Genomic DNA, 19,812 nt, shown 5'->3' with positions numbered 1-19,812 from the left:
TCCCACCGGCCGCACAGGGGATTCACCGGATGCGGAACCACTCAGCCCAGTTCGCCGGACAGCCGCCCGTGGATCGCCGTGGACCCGGTGTTGAGGTGCACTACCTCGACGCTCGACCCGTGCTTCGCGAAGCGCTGTTCGACGCCGTCGAGGGCCGCGACCGTGCTGGCGTCGAAGACGTGCGCGTCGGACATGTCGATGACCACGTGCTCCGGGTCCTCGGCGTAGGAGAACCGGGTGACGAGGTCGTTCGAGGACGCGAAGAACAGCGCTCCGCGGACCCGGTACCGGACCGTGTGCTCGTCGACGACCTCGCGCGCGACGCTCACGACGTGTGCTGCCCGCCGGGCGAAGACGAGCGCCGCGACGACCACCCCGACGAGCACGCCGGTCGCGAGGTTGTCGGTCACGACGACGACCACGACCGTGATGACCATCACCGCGGTCTCGCCGAGCGGCATCCGGCGGAGGGTGCGGGGCCTGATGCTGTGCCAGTCGAACGTCGCGACGCAGACCATGATCATCACCGCGGTGAGCGCAGCCATCGGGATCTCGGCCACGACGTCGTGCAGGACGATCGTCAGCACGAGCACCGACGCTCCGGCGGCGAAGGTCGAGATGCGCGTCCTGGCCCCCGCCGTCTTCACGTTGATGACGGTCTGGCCGATCATCGCGCACCCGCCGGTCCCGCCGAAGAAGGCGGAGGCGACGTTCGCGATGCCCTGCCCCCAGGACTCCCGCCACTTGCTCGACCCGGTCTCGGTGATCGAGTCGACGAGCTGGGCGGTGAGCAGCGTCTCGATCAGGCCCACGATCGCCACCCCGAACGCGTACGGCGCGATGATCTGCAGCGTCTCCAGCGAGAACGGCGTGGTGATCCCGTTGAACCCCGGCAGCGCCGTCGGCAGCGCGCCCTCGTCGCCGACCGTCGGCACGGCGACGCCGAACAGGATGGTGATCGCGGTGATCACGACCACCGCGACGAGCGGCGCGGGGACCGCCTTCGTGAGGAACGGGAACCCGATGATGACGGCGACGCCGAGGGCCGTCAGCGCCCAGACGACCGGCGGCACGTCGGGGCCGAACAGGTTCGGGAGCTGGGCGGTGAAGATGAGGATGGCCAGGGCGTTCACGAACGCGACGTTGACGCTCCGCGGGATGAACCGCATCAGCCGCGCGACGCCGAGGAAGCCGAGCACGATCTGGACGAGGCCGCCGAGGACGATCGTCGGGACGAGGTAGGCGATCCCGTGGTCACGCACGAGCGGCGCGATCACGAGGGCGACCGACCCCGCCGCGGCGGAGACCATCGCCGGACGACCGCCCACGATCGAGATCACGACGGCGATGACGACGCTGGAGAACAACCCCACCGCCGGGTCGACGCCGGCGACGACCGAGAACGAGATCGCCTCGGGGATGAGGGCGAGCGCGGTGACGACCCCGGCGAGGACCTCGCGCGTGAGGAGACGGGGCGAGCGCAGGGCGCTGAGGACGCTGGGCGCGGAGGGAGCGTGGGTGATCACGGACATCGCTCAGAACCCTACCCTCGCGTGAGGGTAGGGTCGTCGCCGTGAGCAGCACCATGCACATCGGGGAACTGGCCGAACGCGCCGGGATGTCCCTCCGCACGATCCGGCACTACGACGAGGTCGGCCTGCTCGTGCCGAGCGGTCGGACGACCGGCGGGTTCCGTGTCTACACGGACGAGGACCTGGAGCGGCTGCTCGTGATCCGCCGGATGAAGCCGCTCGGCTTCACCCTGGACGAGATGGCCGAGCTGCTCCGGGTCGTCGAGGGACTCGCCGAGCGGGACCCCGAGCACGCACCAGCACTCGCGGCGCGGCTCGACGAGTTCCTGGCCGACGCACGAGCGCGGCACGCGAAGCTCGTCGAGCGCGCGGGCATGGCCGAGGAGTTCATCGGCACGCTCGGCACCCTGCGCGCCTCACTCCCGTGACAGCTCCCCCGCCTCGATGAGCCGCCTGCGCTCGCGACGCGCAGCACGGGTCTCCTCGATGGAACGGATCACGTCGTCGTGCATCTCGATGAGCCGACGAGCCTTCCAGGGACGAAACCGGTACCGCTGGCGGACCTCCTGCCGCCACTCCTCACGCCGCCGTTCGATGAGCACCTCGACCGGGTCCCGCGCCGTCATCGTCTTCCCCTCCCGTGATGCGTTCGAGCACGATCGTGCCGAACGCGGCGTCGTGATCGCGAAGGATCTGCATGTTGGACATCGCTCTGGCGCTCGCGAGCCCGACCTCGCTCCGACCCACGTCCCCGTCGCACGCCTGGTCGACCGTCCACACGGACCGCGACCACGCTCGATCCCGCTCCTCACGCGCGACGTCCGGCCGCCACCGCAACACCGCCCGCAGGCCACCGGCCACCGGCCACCGGCCACCCTGCGATCGCGGTCAGCGCGACGGGCGACACCGCCGCGACCACCGCCGCCACCGCCGCAGGCGGCCACGCCGCGAGCCCCTCGACCCCTGCGGTCATGCGGGGCCTCCCTCCAGCTCGCGACCCGGCCACGTCGAGAACGCTACGGAACGCCGGGGGCGAACCGCGCCTCCGGGCCCGCCCTGTGGACACCGCCGGACGGAAGCCGAGCTGTGGAGGGACGACCGCACCCGACGACGGCGCCCGAGGCGCACCCGGTAGACTCGACCACCGTGATCGAACGCACCCGCATCGCCGACCTCGCCGCACGCCCCGACGGCCCCGTGTCCGTCGCCGGATGGGTGGAGACCGTCCGAGACCAGAAGAAGGTGCAGTTCGTCGTCCTCCGTGACGAGTCCGGCGCCGCACAGCTCGTCAACCCCGCCACGCGCGAAGCGGTCGACGGCGACGACGCCTCCGCCGCCGCGCTGGCGACGACCGAGGCCATCTCCGGCCTCGCCCACGGCACCTTCGTGCACGTGCAGGGCACCCTGAAGCACGACGAGCGCGTCAAGCTCGGCGGGCTCGAGGTCAAGGTCGGCGAGCTGACCGTCGTCAGCGCCGCCATCCCGGAGACCCCCATCGCGGACGACTCCTCGCTGGACAAGCGGCTCGACTGGCGCTTCCTCGACCTGCGCAACCGCAAGCAGAACCTCATCTTCCGCGTCCAGACGACGATGGAGCACGCGTTCCGCACGTACTGGGTGGAGCGCGACTACATCGAGATCCACACCCCGAAGCTGATGGCCTCGGCGTCGGAGTCCCGTGCCGAGCTCTTCCAGCTCGAGTACTTCGAGACGACCGCGTACCTCGCGCAGTCGCCGCAGAACTTCAAGCAGATGGCGCAGCCGGCCGGGTTCGGCGCGGTGTTCGAGATCGCGGACGCCTTCCGCGCGGACCCGTCGTTCACGAGCCGCCACGCGACCGAGTTCACGAGCGTCGACGCCGAGATCTCCTGGGTCGAATCGCACGAGGACGTCATGGCGATGCACGAGGAGCTCCTCGTCGCGGGCTTCACCGCCGTCAAGGAGAAGTACGGCGCGGAGATCGAGGAGGTCTTCGGCTTCGAGTTCGTCGTGCCGACCGCCCCGTTCCCTCGCGTGACCCTGGCCGAGGCCCGGAAGATCGTGGCCGACAGCGGCTACGAGGTCGTCCGTGCCGACGGTGACCTCGACCCCGAGGGCGAGCGTCGCGTGAGCGCCTGGGCGAAGGAGACGCACGGCTCCGAGTTCGTCTTCGTCACCGACTACGACGCCTCGATCCGGCCGTACTACCACATGCGTCACGCCGACGACCCGACGCTCACGAACAGCTACGACCTGCTGTTCAACGGTGCCGAGATCTCGACGGGTGCGCAGCGCGAGCACCGCGTGGACACCCTCGAGGCGCAGGCCGTCGAGAAGGGCCTCGACCCCGAGGAGCTCGGCTGGTACCTCGACTTCTTCCGCTACGGCGTGCCGCCGCACGGCGGGTTCGGCATGGGCCTGGCGCGCGTGCTCATGCTCGCGCTGCACGAGCCGTCCATCCGCGAGGTCACGTACCTGTTCCGCGGTCCGACGCGCCTCACCCCGTAGGCCGCCGCACTTCGTGTGCAGAAATGGTCGCTTCCCGAGTCGGGAGGCGACCATTTCTGCTCACGAAGCGAGCGCGGCGCGCGGCGCGGGCCCGGAGGCGCGGCTCAGCTCTGCCAGTCGATGGCGGCCCGCCCCGAGACGAGGCCGCGGATCTCCGCTGCCGCGGCCTGGTGGTCGGGGTGCACCTGGTAGTCGTCGAGCCCGGCGAGGTCGTCGAAGGTGGCCACGACGGCGAGGTCGCTGTTCTTCTCGGGGTAGGCGACGTTCTCGACGACCTCGAGCGACCGGATCGACGGCACGGTGTCGACGAGGGCCGTGAGGAGTTCGCGGACGCGGGCGATCGAGGCGTCGCGGTCGACGTCCTCGCGCAGGGTCCAGGAGACGACGTGGTGGATCATGCGCGGGCCTCGGCCTTCTCGAGGGCACGGTGGAGCCGGTCGGCGTCGACGTGCCAGTTGCTGTGGACACGCCCGTCGACCAGGACGACGGGGATGTCCTCTGCGTACTCCTCGCGGAGGGCGTCGTCGTCGAGGATGGAGCGCTCCTGCAGGGTCGTCCCGGGGTGTTCCGCCACGACGCGTTCGACGACCGGCCGGGCGTCGTCGCAGAGGTGGCAGCCAGGCTTCGTCAACAGGGTCACGGCGGGCATGGGACCACCCTAACCGTCCTCGCCGCACCGCCCCCGGAGACACGAAAGCCCCGGCGAACCGGGGCTTCGGGTGCAAGTACTGGACTTACTTCTTGTTGCGACGCTGGTGGCGCGTCTTGCGAAGCAGCTTGCGGTGCTTCTTCTTCGCCATGCGCTTGCGGCGCTTCTTGATGACAGAACCCATAACGGACCTCACTCGGACTGATGTTGTGTGGACACCGGGCCAACGAGACCGCGGAAAAACAACCCCGCCGAGTCTAGCGGAGCGCTGACGCGATGTCGAACGGCGCGGTTCGGACCCGCCTAGCCGACGTCGGCGATGCCGCCGCGCAGGACGTCCGCCACGGCGGACTCCGGGACGCGGAAGGACCGGCCGAAGCGGATGGCGGGGAGTTCTCCCGCGTGGACCATGCGGTAGACGGTCATCTTGGAGACGCGCATCATCTCGGCGACCTCAGCGACGGTGAGGAAGCGCACGTCGTCGAAACTGCCGGTCATGGTCCGCCTTCGGGATGTTCGGTGTGACCTGTGTGGTCACTGGCAACTGTAGGGGCCGGTGCGACCCGGTGTCCAGGGAGGACACAGGCCCGGCCACCCCGCCGGACCCGGTCGCCGTCGCCCCGCCGGACTCAGTCCTCGTCGCCCCGCCGGGTGAACCGCTTGCGGCTCCGGTCGACGACCCGTTCCCACCCCTGCTGCGCACCGGACAGGGCCGCCGTCGCGCGGTACGACGCCTCGGCCATCACCCGGCCGAGCTCGGTGCCGACCTCGACGGTGGCCTTGCCCGCCGCGCCCGAGCGCCGGACCGAGACCGGCTGCCCGTCGAGCGTCCAGGCCGTGGTGGCCGGGGTGCCGTCAGCGTCCACCGCGCCGGTGAACGGCAGGACCCACTCCTCGATGCCGACGAGCGGTTCCGGGTCGAGCCGGTAGTAGCGGTGCTGCCCCTCTTCACGGCTGGTGACGAGACCGATGTCGCGGAGCACGCGGAGGTGCTTCGACACGGTCGGCTGGCTGACGCCCAGGCGTTCGACGAGCTGGCCGACGCTGAGCTCGCCGCCGGTGACGTCGGAACCGTACGCGGACAGGAGCGTCCCGAGCAGCTCACGCCTGGTGGGGTCCGCCACGACGCTGAAGATGTCGGCCATGCAGCAAGGCTAGCCGGGGCGTCACGGATGTACCATGACGAACCGTCCTGCCCATGTCCACGGAGGCATACGATGCTCGACCGACACGAGCCGCCGTCCCGCTCGGCGGACACGATGCGTCGACGGCCCTCCCGGCTGGGCACCGCCCTGCGCTCGTCGCCGTCCCGCCTGGCGATCGTGGTGTTCGTGGCGCTCATCTTCGTGTTCACGAGCCTGTTCATGACCCCGTGGGCCGCGGCGGACGGACGGTCGACGCACTTCGCGGACGCGCTGTTCACGGCCGCGTCGGTGGTCTGCGTGACCGGGCTCGCGACGGTCGACATGGCGACGCACTGGTCGGTGTTCGGCAAGACCCTCGTGGTCATCGGCACGCAGATCGGTGCGGTGGGCGTCCTGACGTTCGCCTCGATCCTCGGGCTCTTCGTCACGCGGAAGCTCGGCCTCCGCGCGAAGCTCATGGCCGCCGGCGACTCGAACCCGCTCCGGACCCACCACGGCGCCGTCCCCGAGGGGCAGGCGGTCCGCCTCGGCGAGGTGGGTACCCTGCTCGCGACCGTCGCGGTGAGCACGCTCTCGATCGAGATCGTCCTCGGGCTGCTCCTGCTGCCGTCCGTGCTCATCGCCGGCATGCCGTTCTGGACGGCGGTCGGCGACTCGTTCTACTACGCGGCGATGGCGTTCACGAACACCGGGTTCTCGCCGAACGCGAGCGGGCTCGAGCCGTTCGCGCACGACTACTGGTTCCTCTCCCTGCTGATGGTGGGCGTCGTCGCCGGCTCGATCGGCTTCCCGGTGATCCGCGCCCTCACGAAGCAGCTCCGCACGCCCCGCCGGTGGCCGATCCACGTCAAGCTCACGCTGGCGACGAGCGCGGTCCTGCTGCTCGGCGGCGCGGCCGTGTACATCGCGCTCGAGGCGTCCAACCCGACGACCTTCGGCCGCGAAGGAGCGGGGCGCACGGCGTTCCAGGCCCTCTTCCTGTCGACCATGACCCGTTCCGGCGGCTTCTCGCTCGTCGACTTCGACCAGCTGAACGGCTCGAGCCTGCTCGTCACGGACATGCTCATGTTCATCGGCGGCGGGTCGGCCTCGACCGCGGGCGGCATCAAGGTCACGACGCTCGCGGTGCTCTTCCTGGCGGCCGTCGCCGAGGCGCGCGGACGGCAGAGCATGGAGGCGTTCGGCCGCCGCATCCCGAGCGACGTCCTGCGCGTGGCCGTCGCCGTCGTCCTCTGGGGCGCAACGATCGTCGCCGTCGCCACGATCGTGCTCCTGCAGATCACCCACGAGTCCCTCGACCGCGTCCTCTTCGAGGTGATCTCGGCGTTCGCCACGTGCGGGTTGTCCTCCGGGGTGTCCGCGTCCCTGCCGGAGTCCGGCAAGTACGTGCTCGCGGCGACGATGTTCCTCGGTCGTGTCGGTACAGTGACCATCGCCGCTGCACTGGCCGCCAGCCAGAGCCGGCAACTGTTCCGTCGCCCCGAGGAGAGGCCGATCGTTGGCTGACCGCAACCGCCCGCACCCGCTCGGCGCCGTGAGCCACGACGCCCCCGTGCTCGTCATCGGCCTCGGCCGGTTCGGTGCCGCCACCGCCGGGCAGCTCGAGCGCCAGGACCGCGAGGTCCTGGTCGTCGACACCGACGCCGGACTCGTCCAGAAGTGGTCGGACCGGGTCACGCACGCGGTGCAGGCGGACGCGACCGACATCGACGCGCTGCGGCAGATCGGTGCGCAGGACTTCCCGATCGCGGTCGTCGGCACCGGCAGCGACCTCGAGTCGAGCGTCCTCATCACCGCGAACCTCGTCGACCTCGGCATCCCGCAGATCTGGGCGAAGGCGATCAGCCGTTCGCACGGCACGATCCTGTCCCGGATCGGCGCCAACCACGTCGTCTACCCGGAGCGCGAGGCGGGTGAGCGCACGGCGCACCTGGTGTCCGGCCGGATGCTCGACTTCATCGAGTTCGACGACGACTTCGCCGTCGTCAAGATGTTCCCGCCCGCGTCGGTGCGCGGCAAGGACCTCGCCACCACCGTCATCCGCACACGCTTCGGTCTGACCGTGCTCGGCATCAAGACCCCGGGCGAGGCGTTCGTGCCGGCGACCCCGGAGAGCGTGATCGGGGAGAACGACGTCATCATCGTCTCCGGGACGGAGCGCGCGCTCGAGCGCTTCGCCGCCCTGGAGTGACCCCCTGACGGCCGGGAGGCGCGGTGCGGCCCCGCAGCGCGCCTCCCGGCCGTCGACCGGTCACGTCGCGGACGGGACCCCGTCCCGGAGGGCGCGGAAGAGCCGTGCCAGACCGGCACGGTGGGCTGCGACGACGGTGTCGTCGTCCTCGCCGTCGAGGACGGCCTCGGCCGTCCGGACGAAGACGGTGGCGTAGCCGGCGACGAAGAGCGCCGCGAGGAGCCGGTCACCGACGGCCTCCCCGAGCGCGCGCTGCCCGTCGGCCACGAGTTCGAGCGCCCGCGACCGCAGTGCCGGCGAGTCCGCGACGGTCCGGAAGAACCGTCTGGCGCCGGGAGCGAGTCCCGAGACGGGCGCGCGCTCGTCCGCCACGCGGACGGTCAGCGCCTCGAGCGTGTCGAGCACGTCGTCGTGTGCGACGCCCTCGACCGCGGCGACGAACAGCGCGATCGTCTCGGCGGAGCGGTCGAGGAAGAGGTCCTCCTTGCGCGGGAAGTGCTTGAACACCGTGACGCTCGACACCCCGGCGGCCGTCGCGACCTGGGCGACGGTGACGCCGTCGAACCCGTGCTCGGCGAACATGCCGGACGCGGTCTCGGCGATCCGGGCCCGGGTCTCCGGTCCCCCGCGGGGCGCGCTCCTGGGCATGCGGACTCCTTGCTTGTTGACTGACTGAGTTGAGTGACTTAACTTAGACGCATGAACGCCCGTCGCTTCCACTCTCCCCGATCCCTGCGCGGATCGCGTGTCGCCCTCGCCGGGCTCGCCGCGGTCTTCCTGTTCGAGATGCTCGACAACTCCGTCCTGAACGTCGCCCTCCCCACGATCTCTCGCGAGCTGCACACCGGGGCGACGGGACTGCAGTGGGTCACGACGGCGTACTCGCTCGTCTTCGGTGGTCTGATGCTCGCCGCCGGTGCCGTCGCCGACCGGTACGGCCGGCGACGGGTGATGCTCTCCGGGCTCGTCCTCCTCGGCCTCGCGAGCCTCGCGACCGCGTTCGTGACGACCGTCGGCGGGCTCGTCGCCGTCCGGGTCGCGACCGGGATCGCGGCCGCGATGACGACCCCCGGCTCGATGGCCCTCGCATTCCGGCTCTTCGACGACGACGAGCGGCGGGTCCGTGCGATCACGGTCATCTCCACCGTGGGGCTCGTCGGGCTCGCCGTCGGCCCCACGGTCGGTGGGCTCGTCCTCGCCGTCTGGCCGTGGCAGGTGCTCCTGCTCGTCAACGTGCCGATCGCGGCGCTGGCCTTCCTCGGGATCCGGCTCGGCGTCGCCGCGGACGACCCGGGCGGGCTCCACCGGGCCCCGGTCGACTGGACGTCCGCGGTGCTCGGGACGGCGACGATCGTCCTCGCCCTCGTCGCGCCGACGCGCTTCGCCGACGGCGGGCCCTCCGACTGGACGGCTTGGGCGGCCACGGTCGGCGCCCTCGGCTGCGGTGCCTGGTTCGGGGCCCGGCAGCGCCGCGTGGCGCACCCGCTGCTCGACCTCGCGCTCGTCGCCCGGCCGCTGGTGTCGAGTGGCCTCGCGTACAAGGCCGCCACGGGCATCGCGGTCGCCGGGCTCGGCTACCTGGTGACCCTCCACCTCCAGCTGGCGTGGGGGTGGCCGCCGGCCCTCGCCGCGCTCGGCATGCTGCCGCAGGTCGCCGTGCTCGTGGCCGGCAGCGCGTTCGTCGGGCCGTTCGTCCGTCGGGTCGGCCTCGGGCACGCCGCCTGGTCGAGCGCGGCCGCGGTGGTCGTGGGACTCGCCGTGTACACGCTGCTCGGGCCGCTCGGCTACGGGTGGATCGCCCTCGCACTCGTGCTCGTCGCCGCGGGCATGCGGGTCGTCGGGGTCGTCGCCGGCACGAACGTCCTCGGCGGTCTGCCCGGGGACCGCACGACCATCGGCGCGGCCCTGGTGGACACGTCGTCCGAGGTCGCCTCCGCCGTCGGTGTGGCGATCGCCGGGACGGTGCTCGGCGCGGTGTTCACCGGGTCGCTCACCGCGACGCCGTGGAGCCACGCGCAGAGCGCCGCGTTCGATGACGCGGTGACGATCGGCGGATCGGTCCTGACCGTGCTCGCGGGCGGCCTCGTCGCCTGGGCGATGGTCCGGGCCCGGCGCGCGCTGCCGACCGTGCCGTCCCCGGCTGCCGATGTCGTGGCCCCGGAGCGCCGGGCCCCGGACCACCAGCCCGCGGGTCGCTGACCCTCGGACCAGCAGCCCGCGGGCCGACGTCCCGTCGGGCGGCGGCCCGCCGGACGCTGGCTGTTGGTCGGCGGCCCGTCGACCGCTAGCCCTCGGAGAGTTCCTCGGCGCGGGCGATCGCGGCGCGCGACGCCCGCTCGAACGTCCCGGCGAGGTCGGCCTCCTGCAGCACCGCGACGGCGCGTTCGGTGGTGCCCTTCGGGCTCGTGACGGCCTTCCGCAGCACGGTCGGCTCCTTGCCGGACGCGGCGAGGAGTTCCACCGCCCCGCGCAGCGTGCCCTGGACCATCGCCTCGGCCTGCTCGGCCGTGAACCCGAGGGACTCGGCGGCCTGCTGCCACTGCTCGACGAGGAGGAAGACGTAGGCGGGACCCGACCCGGACACGGCGGAGAGGGCGTCGAGCTGCGACTCCGGCACCTCGATCACCACGCCGGAGACGTCGAACACCGACGAGGCGAGCGCGACGGCCTCGGCGTCGGCGGACGGGCCGGCGCTGATCCCGGTCACCCCGCGGCCGACGCCGATCGGGGTGTTCGGGAGCGCCCGGACCACGCGGACCCCGGCCGGCACCCGCGCCTCCATGCTGGCGGTCGTGGTCCCGACGGCGACGCTCACGACGACCGTCCCTGGTGCGAGGTCGGCCGACACCTCGTCGAGCAGTTCCCCGATCGCGTAGGGCTTCACCCCGAGCACGACGAGCGACGCGCCACGGACCGCGGCACGGTTCGCGTCGGGGTCGGTGTCGGTCGCGGTCGCGTCGAGGCCACGCTCCCGGTGCGCCGCGGCCGAGGACTCCGACTTCGTGGTCAGGGTCACGGTGGCGGGGTCCAGACCGGCAGCGAGCAGCCCGTCGAGGACCGCGCCGGACATGGAGCCGACGCCGAGCAGAGCGGTGCGGGGCAGTTCGATCGTCATGCCCCAGACCCTACCGAGCGCCCTCGCCTAGGATCGTCTTCCAGGTCGGGAGAAGGGACAGCTGTGAGCGCTTCAGGAGGCACGAAGGCGATCCTCGCCGCGCTCGGCGCGAACGTCGGCATCGCGATCGTGAAGTTCGTCGCCGCGGCGATCAGCGGATCGGCGTCGATGCTCGCCGAGGGCGTCCACTCGCTCGCCGACTCCGCGAACCAGCTCCTCCTGCTCCTGGGCGGCCGCCGCGCCCGCCGTGCCGCCGACGAAGAACACCCGTTCGGCTACGGACGCGAGCGGTACGTCTACGCCTTCGTGGTCTCGATCATCCTGTTCTCGGTCGGCGGCGTGTTCTCGCTCTACGAGGGCATCGAGAAGGCCACCCACCCGCACCCGCTCGAGAACTGGTGGCTGCCGGTGGTGGTGCTCGTCATCGCGATCGGGCTCGAGGGCTTCTCCCTCCGCACCGCGCTCCGGGAAGCCCGACCGCAGAAGGGCCGGCAGAGCTGGGTGCAGTTCGTCCGACGTGCCAAGGCACCGGAGCTCCCCGTCGTCATGCTCGAGGACACCGCGGCCCTGCTCGGCCTCGTCTTCGCACTGTTCGGCGTCGGCCTCACCGCCATCACCGGCAACGGGCTGTTCGACGCGATCGGCACGATGCTCATCGCCGCGCTGCTCATCGCCGTCGCGGTCGTGCTCGGCATCGAGACGAAGAGCCTGCTCGTCGGCGAGGGCGCCACCGCCGCCGACGTCGAACGCATCAAGCACGCGGTGCTCGACGGTCCCGAGGTCGACTCGATCATCCACATCAAGACCCTGTACCTCGGCCCTGACGAGCTCATGGTCGGCGTCAAGGTCGCGGTCGACGGCGACCGACGACTGGGCGACGTGGCGGCCGGCATCGACACGGTCGAGCACCGGGTGCGGCAGGCCGTGCCGATCGCCCGGGTGATCTACGTCGAGCCCGACGTCCTCCGGACCGGACCCCGACCGCCCACCGAGGCGATCGTCATCCGCGCCGCGGACTAGCCCCGCACCGGCCGGGGACTCGCCGCGGACCGGCCCTGGACCGGCCGCGGACTAAGGGGAACCTTGCTGGCGGGCGCCGGGACCGGTCATCCACGATGGTGACATGTCGGCGCTCTTCAACATCCTGCTCATCCTGCACTTCCTCGGCCTCGCGGCCGTCATCGGAGCCTTCCTCGTGCAGGTGCGGCGCAAGGGCGGCTTCCAGACCGCCTGGCCGATCACCGGGCTCGTCGTGCAGCTCGTCACCGGCCTCGGGATGATGGGGATCATCGACGCCACCCAGGACGGCGGCGCGAACCACGCCAAGCTCGGCGTGAAGCTCGTCATCGCCGCCGTCGCCCTGGTGCTCGCGTTCGTCGCCCGTGCCCGTCAGAAGCGGGCGGACGCCGGCGCGGCGAAGGCGAAGGCCGCCCTGCCGTTCTTCCACTCCGCCGGCGCGCTCGCGATCGTCAACGTGCTGATCGCGGTGCTCTGGAGCTGAGTCGCCGCCGGGCTGCGCCCCGGCTCCTCGGGCCCGCGGTCCCTCTGCCCGGTCAGCGGCGCGCCGCGAAGAACGCGTCGAGCAGCGCGGCGCACTCCCCCTCGAGCACGCCGCCGATGACCTCGGACCGGTGCGGGAGCCGGCGGTCCCTCGCGATGTCGTAGACGCTCCCGCTCGCGCCGGCCTTCGGATCCCACGCGCCGAACACGATCCGCGGCACCCGGGACGCCATCACCGCGCCGGCGCACATCGGGCACGGCTCGAGCGTCACCACCAGGGTGTGCTCCTCCAGGTGCCAGTCGCCGACGGCCGCCGCGGCTGCCTGCAGGGCGAGGACCTCGGCGTGCGCCGTCGGGTCCTGCCGCGCCTCGCGCTCGTTCCGCCCGACCGCGACCACCGTGCCGTCTCGGTCGAGCACGACGGCGCCGACGGGGACGTCCCCGGTCGCGAGGCAGGCGCGCGCCTCGTCGAGCGCGCGCTCCATCGCCGGGACGAACGGGCGGGCGGCGGGTGCTTCCACAGGGACCTCCTGGCGGTCGGCAGCACGGTAGGCTCGACCCTATGCGAGTCCACGTCGCCGACCACCCGCTCATCACCCACAAGCTCTCGGTGCTCCGCGACCGGACCACTCCCTCCCCCACGTTCCGCGCCCTCACCGAGGAGCTCGTCACGCTCCTCGCGTACGAGGCGACGCGCAACGTCCGGGTCACCGCGACCCCGATCGACACCCCGGTGGCGCACACCATGGGCGTCTCCATCGCGAAGCCCCGCCCGCTCGTCGTGCCGATCCTGCGTGCCGGACTCGGCATGCTCGAGGGCATGGTCAAGCTCGTCCCGACGGCCGAGGTCGGCTTCCTCGGCATGGCGCGCAACGAGGAGACCCTCGAGCCGCAGACCTACGCCGAGCGCCTGCCCGACGACCTGTCCGGCCGGCAGTGCTTCGTGCTCGACCCGATGCTCGCGACCGGCGGTACCCTCGCGGCCGCGATCGACTTCCTGTTCGACCGCGGCGCCGAAGAGGTCACGTGCGTCTGCATCCTCGGCGCCCCCGAGGGGCTCGCCGCGGTCGAGGCCGCCGTCGGCGACCGCAACGTCTCGATCGTGCTCGGCGCGCTCGACGAGAAGCTCGACGAGAACGGCTACATCGTGCCGGGTCTCGGTGACGCGGGCGACCGCCTCTACGGTCTCGCCGAGTAGACGCGACCACCACCGGACAGGAGGCGGGGGGGGGGGGGGGGGCGCGCCCCCCGGGCCGGGGGACCCCGGGCGGGGGGTGAACCCCCCGCCCCCGGGCGGGGGTGGCCCACCACGTGTGGCCACCCCCACCCCCCGGTCTGGGGGGGGGGGGCGGGGGGGCCCCCGCCCCTCCTGTCCGTCTTCCCCGTGGGTTCGCAGAACGCACCGTCCGCGCGGACGGTTGACACGACGTTGGTATCCCACCGATACTCGTCCCATGACTGCAACCGTGTCCACCCGCGTCCTCTCCGAGGCACTGGGGACCGCCGGCATGATGATGCCGGCCATGGCCGTCATGCGTTGTCGAATGTGTGCCTGATCGGCACCCGTTCCAGCCGGATCCCCCGCGACACCACCCCCGTCGCGCGAGCGTGATCCCAGGGTGACGACCACGTCGACGACACGCACCACGTCACGAGGTCCGTCCCCGTACCCCCGGGTCGGCCCCGGTCCGCAGCAGGACCGCAGGGCACCACGGCACTCGCCGTACCCGGACCGACGCATTCGACACGGCCGCGGCACACCTCGACACCGCAGCCACATCGCCCGGAGAACCGCCATGTCGCTCACCATCGCCCAGCCCCGCACCACCCTCCGCACCGCAGCCCCCGCGCCGACCGACCTCGGTACCGTCACCCCGATCCGTCCGCGTCGCCAGCCCGCCGCCCCGCCCGTCGCCGCCGGCGTGCCGACGAGCCCGGTCGTCGCCCCGCAGCGCAACCGCGCCCTGCCCGAGGGAACCGAGGCCCGTGGCTTCGCCCTGTACGTGGGCATCGACGAGGCGAAGGCCGCCGCGGCCGGCACGACGCTCGCCGCGGTCGTCGAGCAGCTCAAGGCCCTCACCGCGCAGCTCGTGCCGACGTCCGAGACCTACGCCGCCGTGGCCGTCGCCGCCGAGGGCTCCGGCGGCCGTGACGTCGACGTCGTCCGGCTCGCCCTGCAGGACCGCTCCGCCGTGGCCGCCCGCAAGCAGGCGGAGAAGCCCGAGCCCGAGGAGACCGGCGTCGTCATCGACATCTCCCGCAAGCGCGTCACCCTCGACGGCGAGGCCGCGCCCCTGACCTACAAGGAGTTCGAGCTCCTGCAGTTCCTCGTGCTGCGCGAGGGCCAGACCGTGGACCGCTCGGCGATCATCGACGGGCTCTGGTCCGACGGCGAGGACGAGACCCCGAACGAGCGGACGATCGACGTGCACGTCCGACGGCTCCGGTCGAAGCTCGGCGCGTTCGAGGAGATCGTCCGCACCGTGCGCGGGGTGGGCTACCGCTTCGACCGGCACGCGGACGTCGCGGTGCGCTACGCCTCGACGCCGTCGCCCGACCTCTTCTGATCCTGATCGCTGCTTCTTGGTGAACTCGCAGCGAACGACCGCCGCGTCCGCTAGCGCGCCGTTACCCGTTCGTTATACAGTCATCCCTGCAGGCAGTGTTTGCTGTGGCACCGCCTGTGGAATGTGATTGCAGGACACTCTTGGTGCAAGGGAGAGGGCCGTCCGCCGGGCAACCGGTGGGCGGCCCTCGTGCGTTGCGGGGGACACGGATGCGCGTCAGCGGCATCCCGTGTCCGACGCCGTCGGTAGTGTGGCATGACCGTACGACCAGAGGGAGCGGGACCGTGAACGAGCCACGCCGCAGCGAGAAGGCGACTGCCGTCGCCGCCTGGGAAGCGCTCTTCCGCGCACAGGTGACCGTCATGCGGGCACTCAACGCCGACTTCCCGGGCGGCGAGATCTCGTTCAACGAGTACGACGTCTGCTTCAACCTCTCCACCCAGCCCGGGCGACGCTGCCGGATGCGGGAACTGACCAGCCACCTGCTGCTCACCCAGCCGAGCGTCAGCCGCCTGGTCGACCGGCTCACCGCCCGCGGCATCGTCGAGAAGCAGCCTGACCCCGCCGATGCCCGCGGGGTCATCGTCGCCCTCACGCCGAACGGCTTCGACGTCTACCGGGCGGTCGCCGTCCAGCACGCGCAGACCATCGTCGACCAGGTCGGTGCCGGGCTCGACGAAGCCGAGCTCCGGACGCTCACCGAACTCTGCACGAAGCTCCGCACCGCCGCCGGGGCGTCGACGTCCCGTCGCGGCCCCCGGACGATGTCCGACGTCGACGTGGCGGCACGGTGACCGGCGCCCTGGTCTGGCTCCGCGACGACCTCCGTCTCGCGGACAACCCGGCCCTCCGTGCCGCGATCGACCACGGCGGCGCGGTCACCGTCGTGTACGTCCTCGACGAGGAGTCCGCCGGCATCCGCCCGATCGGTGCGGCGGCCCGGTGGTGGTTGCACCACTCCCTCACCGCGCTCGACGCCGAGCTCCGCGACCGTGGGTCACGACTCGTCCTCCGCCGCGGGCCCGCGGCCGACGTCGTCCACGCGCTGGTGTCCGACACCGGCGCCGACGCGGTGTTCTGGAACCGACGCTACGGCCGTGCCGAACGGGACCTCGACGCGGGGATCAAGTCGGCCCTCACCGACGCGGGGACCGAGGCGCACAGCTTCGCCGCGGCCCTGCTCTGGGAACCGTGGACCGTCCTCACCGGTCAGGGCGAGCCGTACAAGGTGTTCACGCCGTTCTGGCGTGCGGCCCAGGCCATGCCGGAACCCCGCCACCCCCTGCCGAAGCCGCGGGACCTGCCGGCACCCGCCGACACGGCGAGCGACGACCTCGACGACTGGGGGCTGCTGCCGACCCACCCCGACTGGGCCGGCGGACTCCGTGAAGCCTGGGAACCCGGCGAACGGGGTGCACACCGGCGGCTCGAGCACTTCGTGACCCACGCGCTCGAGGACTACGACCAGCGGGACGAACCCGCGATGGCCGCGACGAGCGACCTCTCCCCGCACCTTCGCTGGGGCGAGGTCAGCCCGTACCAGGTCTGGCACCGCCTGCACGGCGAGCTCGAGCCCGAGCAGCGGAAGAACGCGTCGGCGTTCCTCCGGCAGCTCGCGTGGCGCGAGTTCAACTGGCACGAGTACTTCCACTGCGATGACATCACCTCGGTGAACGTCCGACGCGAGTTCGACGCGTTCCCCTGGCGGGACGCACCCGACGCCGAGGTCGACCGCTGGCGGCACGGCACGACGGGGTTCGACCTCGTCGACGCCGGCATGCGGGAGCTCTGGCACTCGGGCGCGATGCACAACCGTGTCCGCCTCGCGACGGCCAGCTTCCTCGTGAAGAACATGCTGGTCGACTGGCGTGTCGGCGAGCAGTGGTTCTGGGACACCCTGGTGGACGCCGACTCCGCCAACAACGCGGCGAACTGGCAGTGGGTCGCGGGCTCCGGGTTCGACGCGGCACCGTACTTCCGCGTGTTCAACCCGGACCGCCAGCTCGAGCGGTTCGACCCGCACCGTGAGTACGTGCACCGGTGGGTCCCCGCCGACGAAGACCGCCCCGAGCCGATGCTCGACCTCAAGGAGACCCGGCAGCGGGCCCTCGACGCGTACGACCGGATGCGTCGATCGTGAGCAGGATCGACGCGCGGGCGATCGCCGAGGTCGACGCGCTGTTCCGCGAACGGGTCGAACGGGGAGTCGCGCCGAGCAGCGTCTGGGGCGTGTTCGACCGCGCGGGCCTGGTGGCGTCGGGTGGGCACGGCGACCGCGGTGACGGCCTCGCCCCGGACGCGCACACCGTCCACCGGATCGCCTCGTGCACGAAGAGCGTGACGGCGGCGACCCTGCTCGCCCTGGTGGCGGACGGCCGGGTTCGACTGGACGACCCCATCACCGACTTCGTGCCCGCCTTCGCCGACGTCGCGCTCCCGACCGCCGACTCCCCCGTGCCGACGCTCCGCATGCTCCTGACCATGTCGGGCGGCTTCCCCACCGACGACCCCTGGGCGGACCGGCAGGAGTCCCTCTCCGACGCCGAGTTCGACGACGTCCTCCGCGCCGGCCTGCTGTTCGACTCGGTCCCGGGGACACGGTTCGCCTACTCGAACACCGGGTACGCGCTGCTCGGTTGGGCGATCGCGGTCGTCGCCGGGCGGCCGTTCACCGAGGTCGCGACGGACCTCGTGCTGCGTCCCCTCGGCCTCGGGGACACCGTCTTCCGCGCCGAGGACGCCCACGGCCACGTGGTCACGGGCGTCCGCCCAGCCAGCGACGGCGCGGGTGTGGGCGACTGGGAGCCCCTGCCGCTGACGGGTCCCGGCGCGTTCTCGTCGATCGGCGGCCTCTTCTCGACGGTCACCGACCTCGCCCGCTGGGGACGCCACCTCGCGTCGGCGTTCTCCGACGACCCGGAGGCCGGACCGGTCTCCCCCGCCGACCGCCGGCTCATGCAGCAGGCGATGCGCGTCGTTCCCGCAGCGGTGGTCCCGACCTCGACCCGTGCGACCGCGTACGGGTTCGGCCTCTTCGTCGAGCAGGACCCGGTGTTCGGCGAACTCGTGTCGCACTCCGGTGGCTACCCGGGGTTCTCGGCGCACATGCGGTGGTCTGCCCGAGACGGCATCGGTGTCGTCGCGTTCGAGAACGCGACGCAGGCGAAGGTCTCGGCTGCCGCCGACCGTGCGCTCGACGTCGTGTTGGCCGCCCGGACGGACGGTTCCTCCGCGCCTGTTCCCGGCACGGCCCCGACCGTCCACGCGACGCGGGTGGCGCAGGCGGCCGTGACGCGGCTGCTGGCCGACTGGGACGACGACCTGGCGGACGCGATCTGCACGCCGAACGTGGCGATGGACGTGCCCTACGAACGGCGACGCCGGGTGATCGCGGACGCCGTGGCCCAGGTCGGTGCCGACCTCGGCGCGGCACCGGTGGACGAGCAGTCGTCGGCTCCGTCGCACCTGCGGTGGTGGCTGCCCGGGACGACCGGGCGACTGCGCGTCGAGATCCGGCTGGCGCCCCTCGCGGCCGGGTTGGTGCAGACCCTGGTGGTCCGGGCCGAGCCCAGCGAGCGCTGACCCGCGACGGCCGGAACGCGCCAGCGTGGAACGACGCCGGGACCGGACGTCAGACCGGCGGGCGACCGCCCACGAACCCGAGCGCCCGCGCCGCGACCCGGGTGCCCTCGCGCGCGGCGGCGGCGACCCGCACCGGGTCCGTCGCCCAGGCACGGAGGAACCCGGCCGCGAACGCGTCGCCCGCGCCGAGCGTGTCGACCACCGTCGCCGGCGTGATCGGCACCGGCTGGGGACTCCGCCCGCGCCGACCGAGCAGGACCCCGTCGGTCCCCATCGTGACCACGACGAGCGGCACGTGTTCGGTGAGCACCGCGATCGCCTCGTCGACGGTCGGCGCCCCGGTCAGCGCCGCGGCCTCCTCGGCGCTCGGGAAGAGGGCGTCGAGACCGGACAGGGCCTCGAGGAACTCCGACGGGCCCACGGCGCGCACGACGGCGGCGGACGAGGGGTCGAGCGTCACCCGCGCCGGACCGGACCGGGCCCGGGCGATCAACGCCGCGATCCGGTCGGGTCCGCCGCCGCCGAGCATCGCCGAGCCGGTCAGGTGCACGATGTCGGCCCGAGCGACGAGGTCGAGCGGCAGGTCCTCCGCCGAGAGCACGCCACTGGCCGCGGGGTCGGACATCGCGGTGCGACCGTTCGCATTGCGCACCGACACGACCGCCCCGGTCGCCGTCCGCGCGTCGTAGCGGATGTGCGCCCGCACCCCGGCGTCACCGAGGGAGCGCTCGTGCCGGTAGACGTCGTCGACACCGACCCGGCCGACGAGGTCGACCTCGGCACCGAGCCAACCGAGCCACGTGGCCGCGTTGCCCGCGGCGCCGACCGGGCGGTGACGGATGACCGCTGCCGGATCGTGCGACCCCATGCTCGCCGCGGTGGTCTGGACCAGGACGCCGTCGAGGACGTCGCCGACGACGAGGAAGCGCTTCCCCGCGCCGCGACGACGGCCTGCGACCGCCCGTCCGGCACGGGGTGCCTCGGGCCGTGCCGGGGCCGCAGGGCGCTCTGGAGGCATGGACATCGCGCACATCATACGCGAAA

23 protein-coding genes are annotated in these 19,812 nt (G+C 72.3%); 12 read left to right on the top strand and 11 right to left on the bottom strand.

Going from position 1 to position 19,812, the window contains the following annotated elements; translation table 11 throughout:
- Positions 1-41: 41 nt before the first annotated feature.
- Positions 42-1,532 (bottom strand): SulP family inorganic anion transporter, encoded by a 1,491-nt coding sequence (locus tag ACNQOV_RS11920; protein ID WP_416394658.1) that lies wholly within the window; start codon positions 1,530-1,532, stop codon positions 42-44.
- Positions 1,533-1,585: 53 nt separating this feature from the next.
- Between ACNQOV_RS11920 and ACNQOV_RS11915 the strand changes: the two genes are divergently transcribed.
- A complete protein-coding gene (locus ACNQOV_RS11915; protein WP_416394684.1) occupies positions 1,586-1,960 on the top strand; it encodes a MerR family transcriptional regulator in 375 nt (124 codons plus the stop codon).
- On the opposite strand, the gene ACNQOV_RS11910 is transcribed toward ACNQOV_RS11915, so the two are convergent.
- On the bottom strand, positions 1,949-2,158 hold the full coding sequence (locus ACNQOV_RS11910) for a hypothetical protein (protein WP_416394656.1): 210 nt from the start codon (positions 2,156-2,158) through the stop codon (positions 1,949-1,951). The two genes, ACNQOV_RS11915 and ACNQOV_RS11910, sit on opposite strands and share 12 nt — an antisense overlap.
- A gap of 520 nt (positions 2,159-2,678) precedes the next feature.
- Here ACNQOV_RS11910 and aspS point away from each other — a divergent pair.
- Entirely contained in the window at positions 2,679-4,019 is a 1,341-nt protein-coding gene (gene aspS, locus ACNQOV_RS11905; RefSeq protein ID WP_416394654.1) for an aspartate--tRNA(Asn) ligase, read from the top strand.
- Positions 4,020-4,123: 104 nt separating this feature from the next.
- Here aspS and ACNQOV_RS11900 read toward each other — a convergent pair whose 3' ends face one another.
- From ACNQOV_RS11900 to ACNQOV_RS11880, 5 genes are all read right to left on the bottom strand, one after another.
- Positions 4,124-4,417 carry a Dabb family protein gene (locus ACNQOV_RS11900; RefSeq protein WP_022906573.1) on the bottom strand — a complete coding sequence of 98 codons (294 nt, stop codon included), beginning with the start codon at positions 4,415-4,417 and terminating at the stop codon, positions 4,124-4,126.
- A complete protein-coding gene (locus tag ACNQOV_RS11895) occupies positions 4,414-4,668 on the bottom strand; it encodes a glutaredoxin family protein (protein WP_022906572.1) in 255 nt (84 codons plus the stop codon). Before ACNQOV_RS11895 ends, ACNQOV_RS11900 begins: the two co-directional genes overlap by 4 nt.
- A gap of 85 nt (positions 4,669-4,753) precedes the next feature.
- Positions 4,754-4,852 carry a 30S ribosomal protein bS22 gene (locus tag ACNQOV_RS11890; RefSeq protein WP_003792170.1) on the bottom strand — a complete coding sequence of 33 codons (99 nt, stop codon included), beginning with the start codon at positions 4,850-4,852 and terminating at the stop codon, positions 4,754-4,756.
- A gap of 119 nt (positions 4,853-4,971) precedes the next feature.
- Positions 4,972-5,166 (bottom strand): helix-turn-helix domain-containing protein, encoded by a 195-nt coding sequence (locus ACNQOV_RS11885; protein WP_022902482.1) that lies wholly within the window; start codon positions 5,164-5,166, stop codon positions 4,972-4,974.
- A gap of 131 nt (positions 5,167-5,297) precedes the next feature.
- On the bottom strand, positions 5,298-5,813 hold the full coding sequence (locus ACNQOV_RS11880; protein ID WP_083857910.1) for an ArsR/SmtB family transcription factor: 516 nt from the start codon (positions 5,811-5,813) through the stop codon (positions 5,298-5,300).
- A 72-nt stretch (positions 5,814-5,885) separates the two neighbouring features.
- Here ACNQOV_RS11880 and ACNQOV_RS11875 point away from each other — a divergent pair, with 72 nt between their 5' ends.
- Both ACNQOV_RS11875 and ACNQOV_RS11870 read left to right on the top strand, forming a co-directional pair.
- Positions 5,886-7,319: a TrkH family potassium uptake protein gene (locus tag ACNQOV_RS11875; protein ID WP_022906570.1), complete on the top strand. Its 1,434-nt coding sequence runs from the start codon at positions 5,886-5,888 to the stop codon at positions 7,317-7,319.
- Complete coding sequence (locus ACNQOV_RS11870) at positions 7,312-8,004, top strand: potassium channel family protein (RefSeq protein WP_022906569.1); 693 nt, start codon at positions 7,312-7,314, stop codon at positions 8,002-8,004. The genes ACNQOV_RS11875 and ACNQOV_RS11870 overlap by 8 nt, the downstream gene beginning before the upstream one ends.
- A gap of 60 nt (positions 8,005-8,064) precedes the next feature.
- Here the strand turns inward: ACNQOV_RS11870 and ACNQOV_RS11865 are convergent, their stop codons facing one another.
- The gene (locus ACNQOV_RS11865; protein WP_416394638.1) at positions 8,065-8,652 is read right to left on the bottom strand and encodes a TetR/AcrR family transcriptional regulator; all 588 of its coding nucleotides are present in this window, start codon (positions 8,650-8,652) and stop codon (positions 8,065-8,067) included.
- Positions 8,653-8,703: 51 nt separating this feature from the next.
- Here ACNQOV_RS11865 and ACNQOV_RS11860 point away from each other — a divergent pair, with 51 nt between their 5' ends.
- Entirely contained in the window at positions 8,704-10,203 is a 1,500-nt protein-coding gene (locus ACNQOV_RS11860) for an MFS transporter (protein WP_416394636.1), read from the top strand.
- A gap of 85 nt (positions 10,204-10,288) precedes the next feature.
- Here the strand turns inward: ACNQOV_RS11860 and proC are convergent, their stop codons facing one another.
- Positions 10,289-11,119, bottom strand: a complete 831-nt coding sequence (proC, locus tag ACNQOV_RS11855) for a pyrroline-5-carboxylate reductase (protein WP_416394634.1) — start codon at positions 11,117-11,119, stop codon at positions 10,289-10,291.
- 63 nt (positions 11,120-11,182) lie between these two features.
- Between proC and ACNQOV_RS11850 the strand changes: the two genes are divergently transcribed.
- Together ACNQOV_RS11850 and ACNQOV_RS11845 are read left to right on the top strand one after the other, a co-directional pair.
- Complete coding sequence (locus tag ACNQOV_RS11850) at positions 11,183-12,139, top strand: cation diffusion facilitator family transporter (protein WP_402269244.1); 957 nt, start codon at positions 11,183-11,185, stop codon at positions 12,137-12,139.
- A 103-nt stretch (positions 12,140-12,242) separates the two neighbouring features.
- Positions 12,243-12,620 (top strand): hypothetical protein, encoded by a 378-nt coding sequence (locus tag ACNQOV_RS11845; RefSeq protein ID WP_416394632.1) that lies wholly within the window; start codon positions 12,243-12,245, stop codon positions 12,618-12,620.
- Between the two features lie 52 nt (positions 12,621-12,672).
- On the opposite strand, the gene ACNQOV_RS11840 is transcribed toward ACNQOV_RS11845, so the two are convergent.
- Positions 12,673-13,104: a nucleoside deaminase gene (locus tag ACNQOV_RS11840; RefSeq protein WP_416394682.1), complete on the bottom strand. Its 432-nt coding sequence runs from the start codon at positions 13,102-13,104 to the stop codon at positions 12,673-12,675.
- Positions 13,105-13,181: 77 nt separating this feature from the next.
- Between ACNQOV_RS11840 and upp the strand changes: the two genes are divergently transcribed.
- The 5 genes from upp to ACNQOV_RS11815 all read left to right on the top strand — a co-directional run bounded on the left by upp (position 13,182) and on the right by ACNQOV_RS11815 (position 18,768).
- On the top strand, positions 13,182-13,817 hold the full coding sequence (gene upp, locus ACNQOV_RS11835) for a uracil phosphoribosyltransferase (RefSeq protein WP_070418346.1): 636 nt from the start codon (positions 13,182-13,184) through the stop codon (positions 13,815-13,817).
- A gap of 598 nt (positions 13,818-14,415) precedes the next feature.
- Positions 14,416-15,186 (top strand): winged helix-turn-helix domain-containing protein, encoded by a 771-nt coding sequence (locus ACNQOV_RS11830; RefSeq protein WP_022906561.1) that lies wholly within the window; start codon positions 14,416-14,418, stop codon positions 15,184-15,186.
- A gap of 284 nt (positions 15,187-15,470) precedes the next feature.
- Positions 15,471-15,980 carry a MarR family winged helix-turn-helix transcriptional regulator gene (locus ACNQOV_RS11825; protein WP_416394630.1) on the top strand — a complete coding sequence of 170 codons (510 nt, stop codon included), beginning with the start codon at positions 15,471-15,473 and terminating at the stop codon, positions 15,978-15,980.
- Positions 15,977-17,326, top strand: coding sequence for a cryptochrome/photolyase family protein (locus ACNQOV_RS11820; protein ID WP_416394628.1), 1,350 nt, complete (start codon positions 15,977-15,979; stop codon positions 17,324-17,326). The genes ACNQOV_RS11825 and ACNQOV_RS11820 overlap by 4 nt, the downstream gene beginning before the upstream one ends.
- Positions 17,323-18,768 carry a serine hydrolase domain-containing protein gene (locus tag ACNQOV_RS11815; protein WP_416394626.1) on the top strand — a complete coding sequence of 482 codons (1,446 nt, stop codon included), beginning with the start codon at positions 17,323-17,325 and terminating at the stop codon, positions 18,766-18,768. The genes ACNQOV_RS11820 and ACNQOV_RS11815 overlap by 4 nt, the downstream gene beginning before the upstream one ends.
- 49 nt (positions 18,769-18,817) lie before the next feature.
- Here the strand turns inward: ACNQOV_RS11815 and ACNQOV_RS11810 are convergent, their stop codons facing one another.
- The gene (locus tag ACNQOV_RS11810; RefSeq protein ID WP_416394624.1) at positions 18,818-19,792 is read right to left on the bottom strand and encodes a carbohydrate kinase family protein; all 975 of its coding nucleotides are present in this window, start codon (positions 19,790-19,792) and stop codon (positions 18,818-18,820) included.
- Positions 19,793-19,812: the final 20 nt, after the last annotated feature.

Origin of the sequence: Curtobacterium sp. LFS084 (assembly GCF_047977705.1) — a bacterium.
Taxonomy (GTDB): domain Bacteria; phylum Actinomycetota; class Actinomycetes; order Actinomycetales; family Microbacteriaceae; genus Curtobacterium.
Note: the sequence above shows the minus strand (reverse complement) of the source record. Positions and strands in the feature narration are given on the sequence as shown.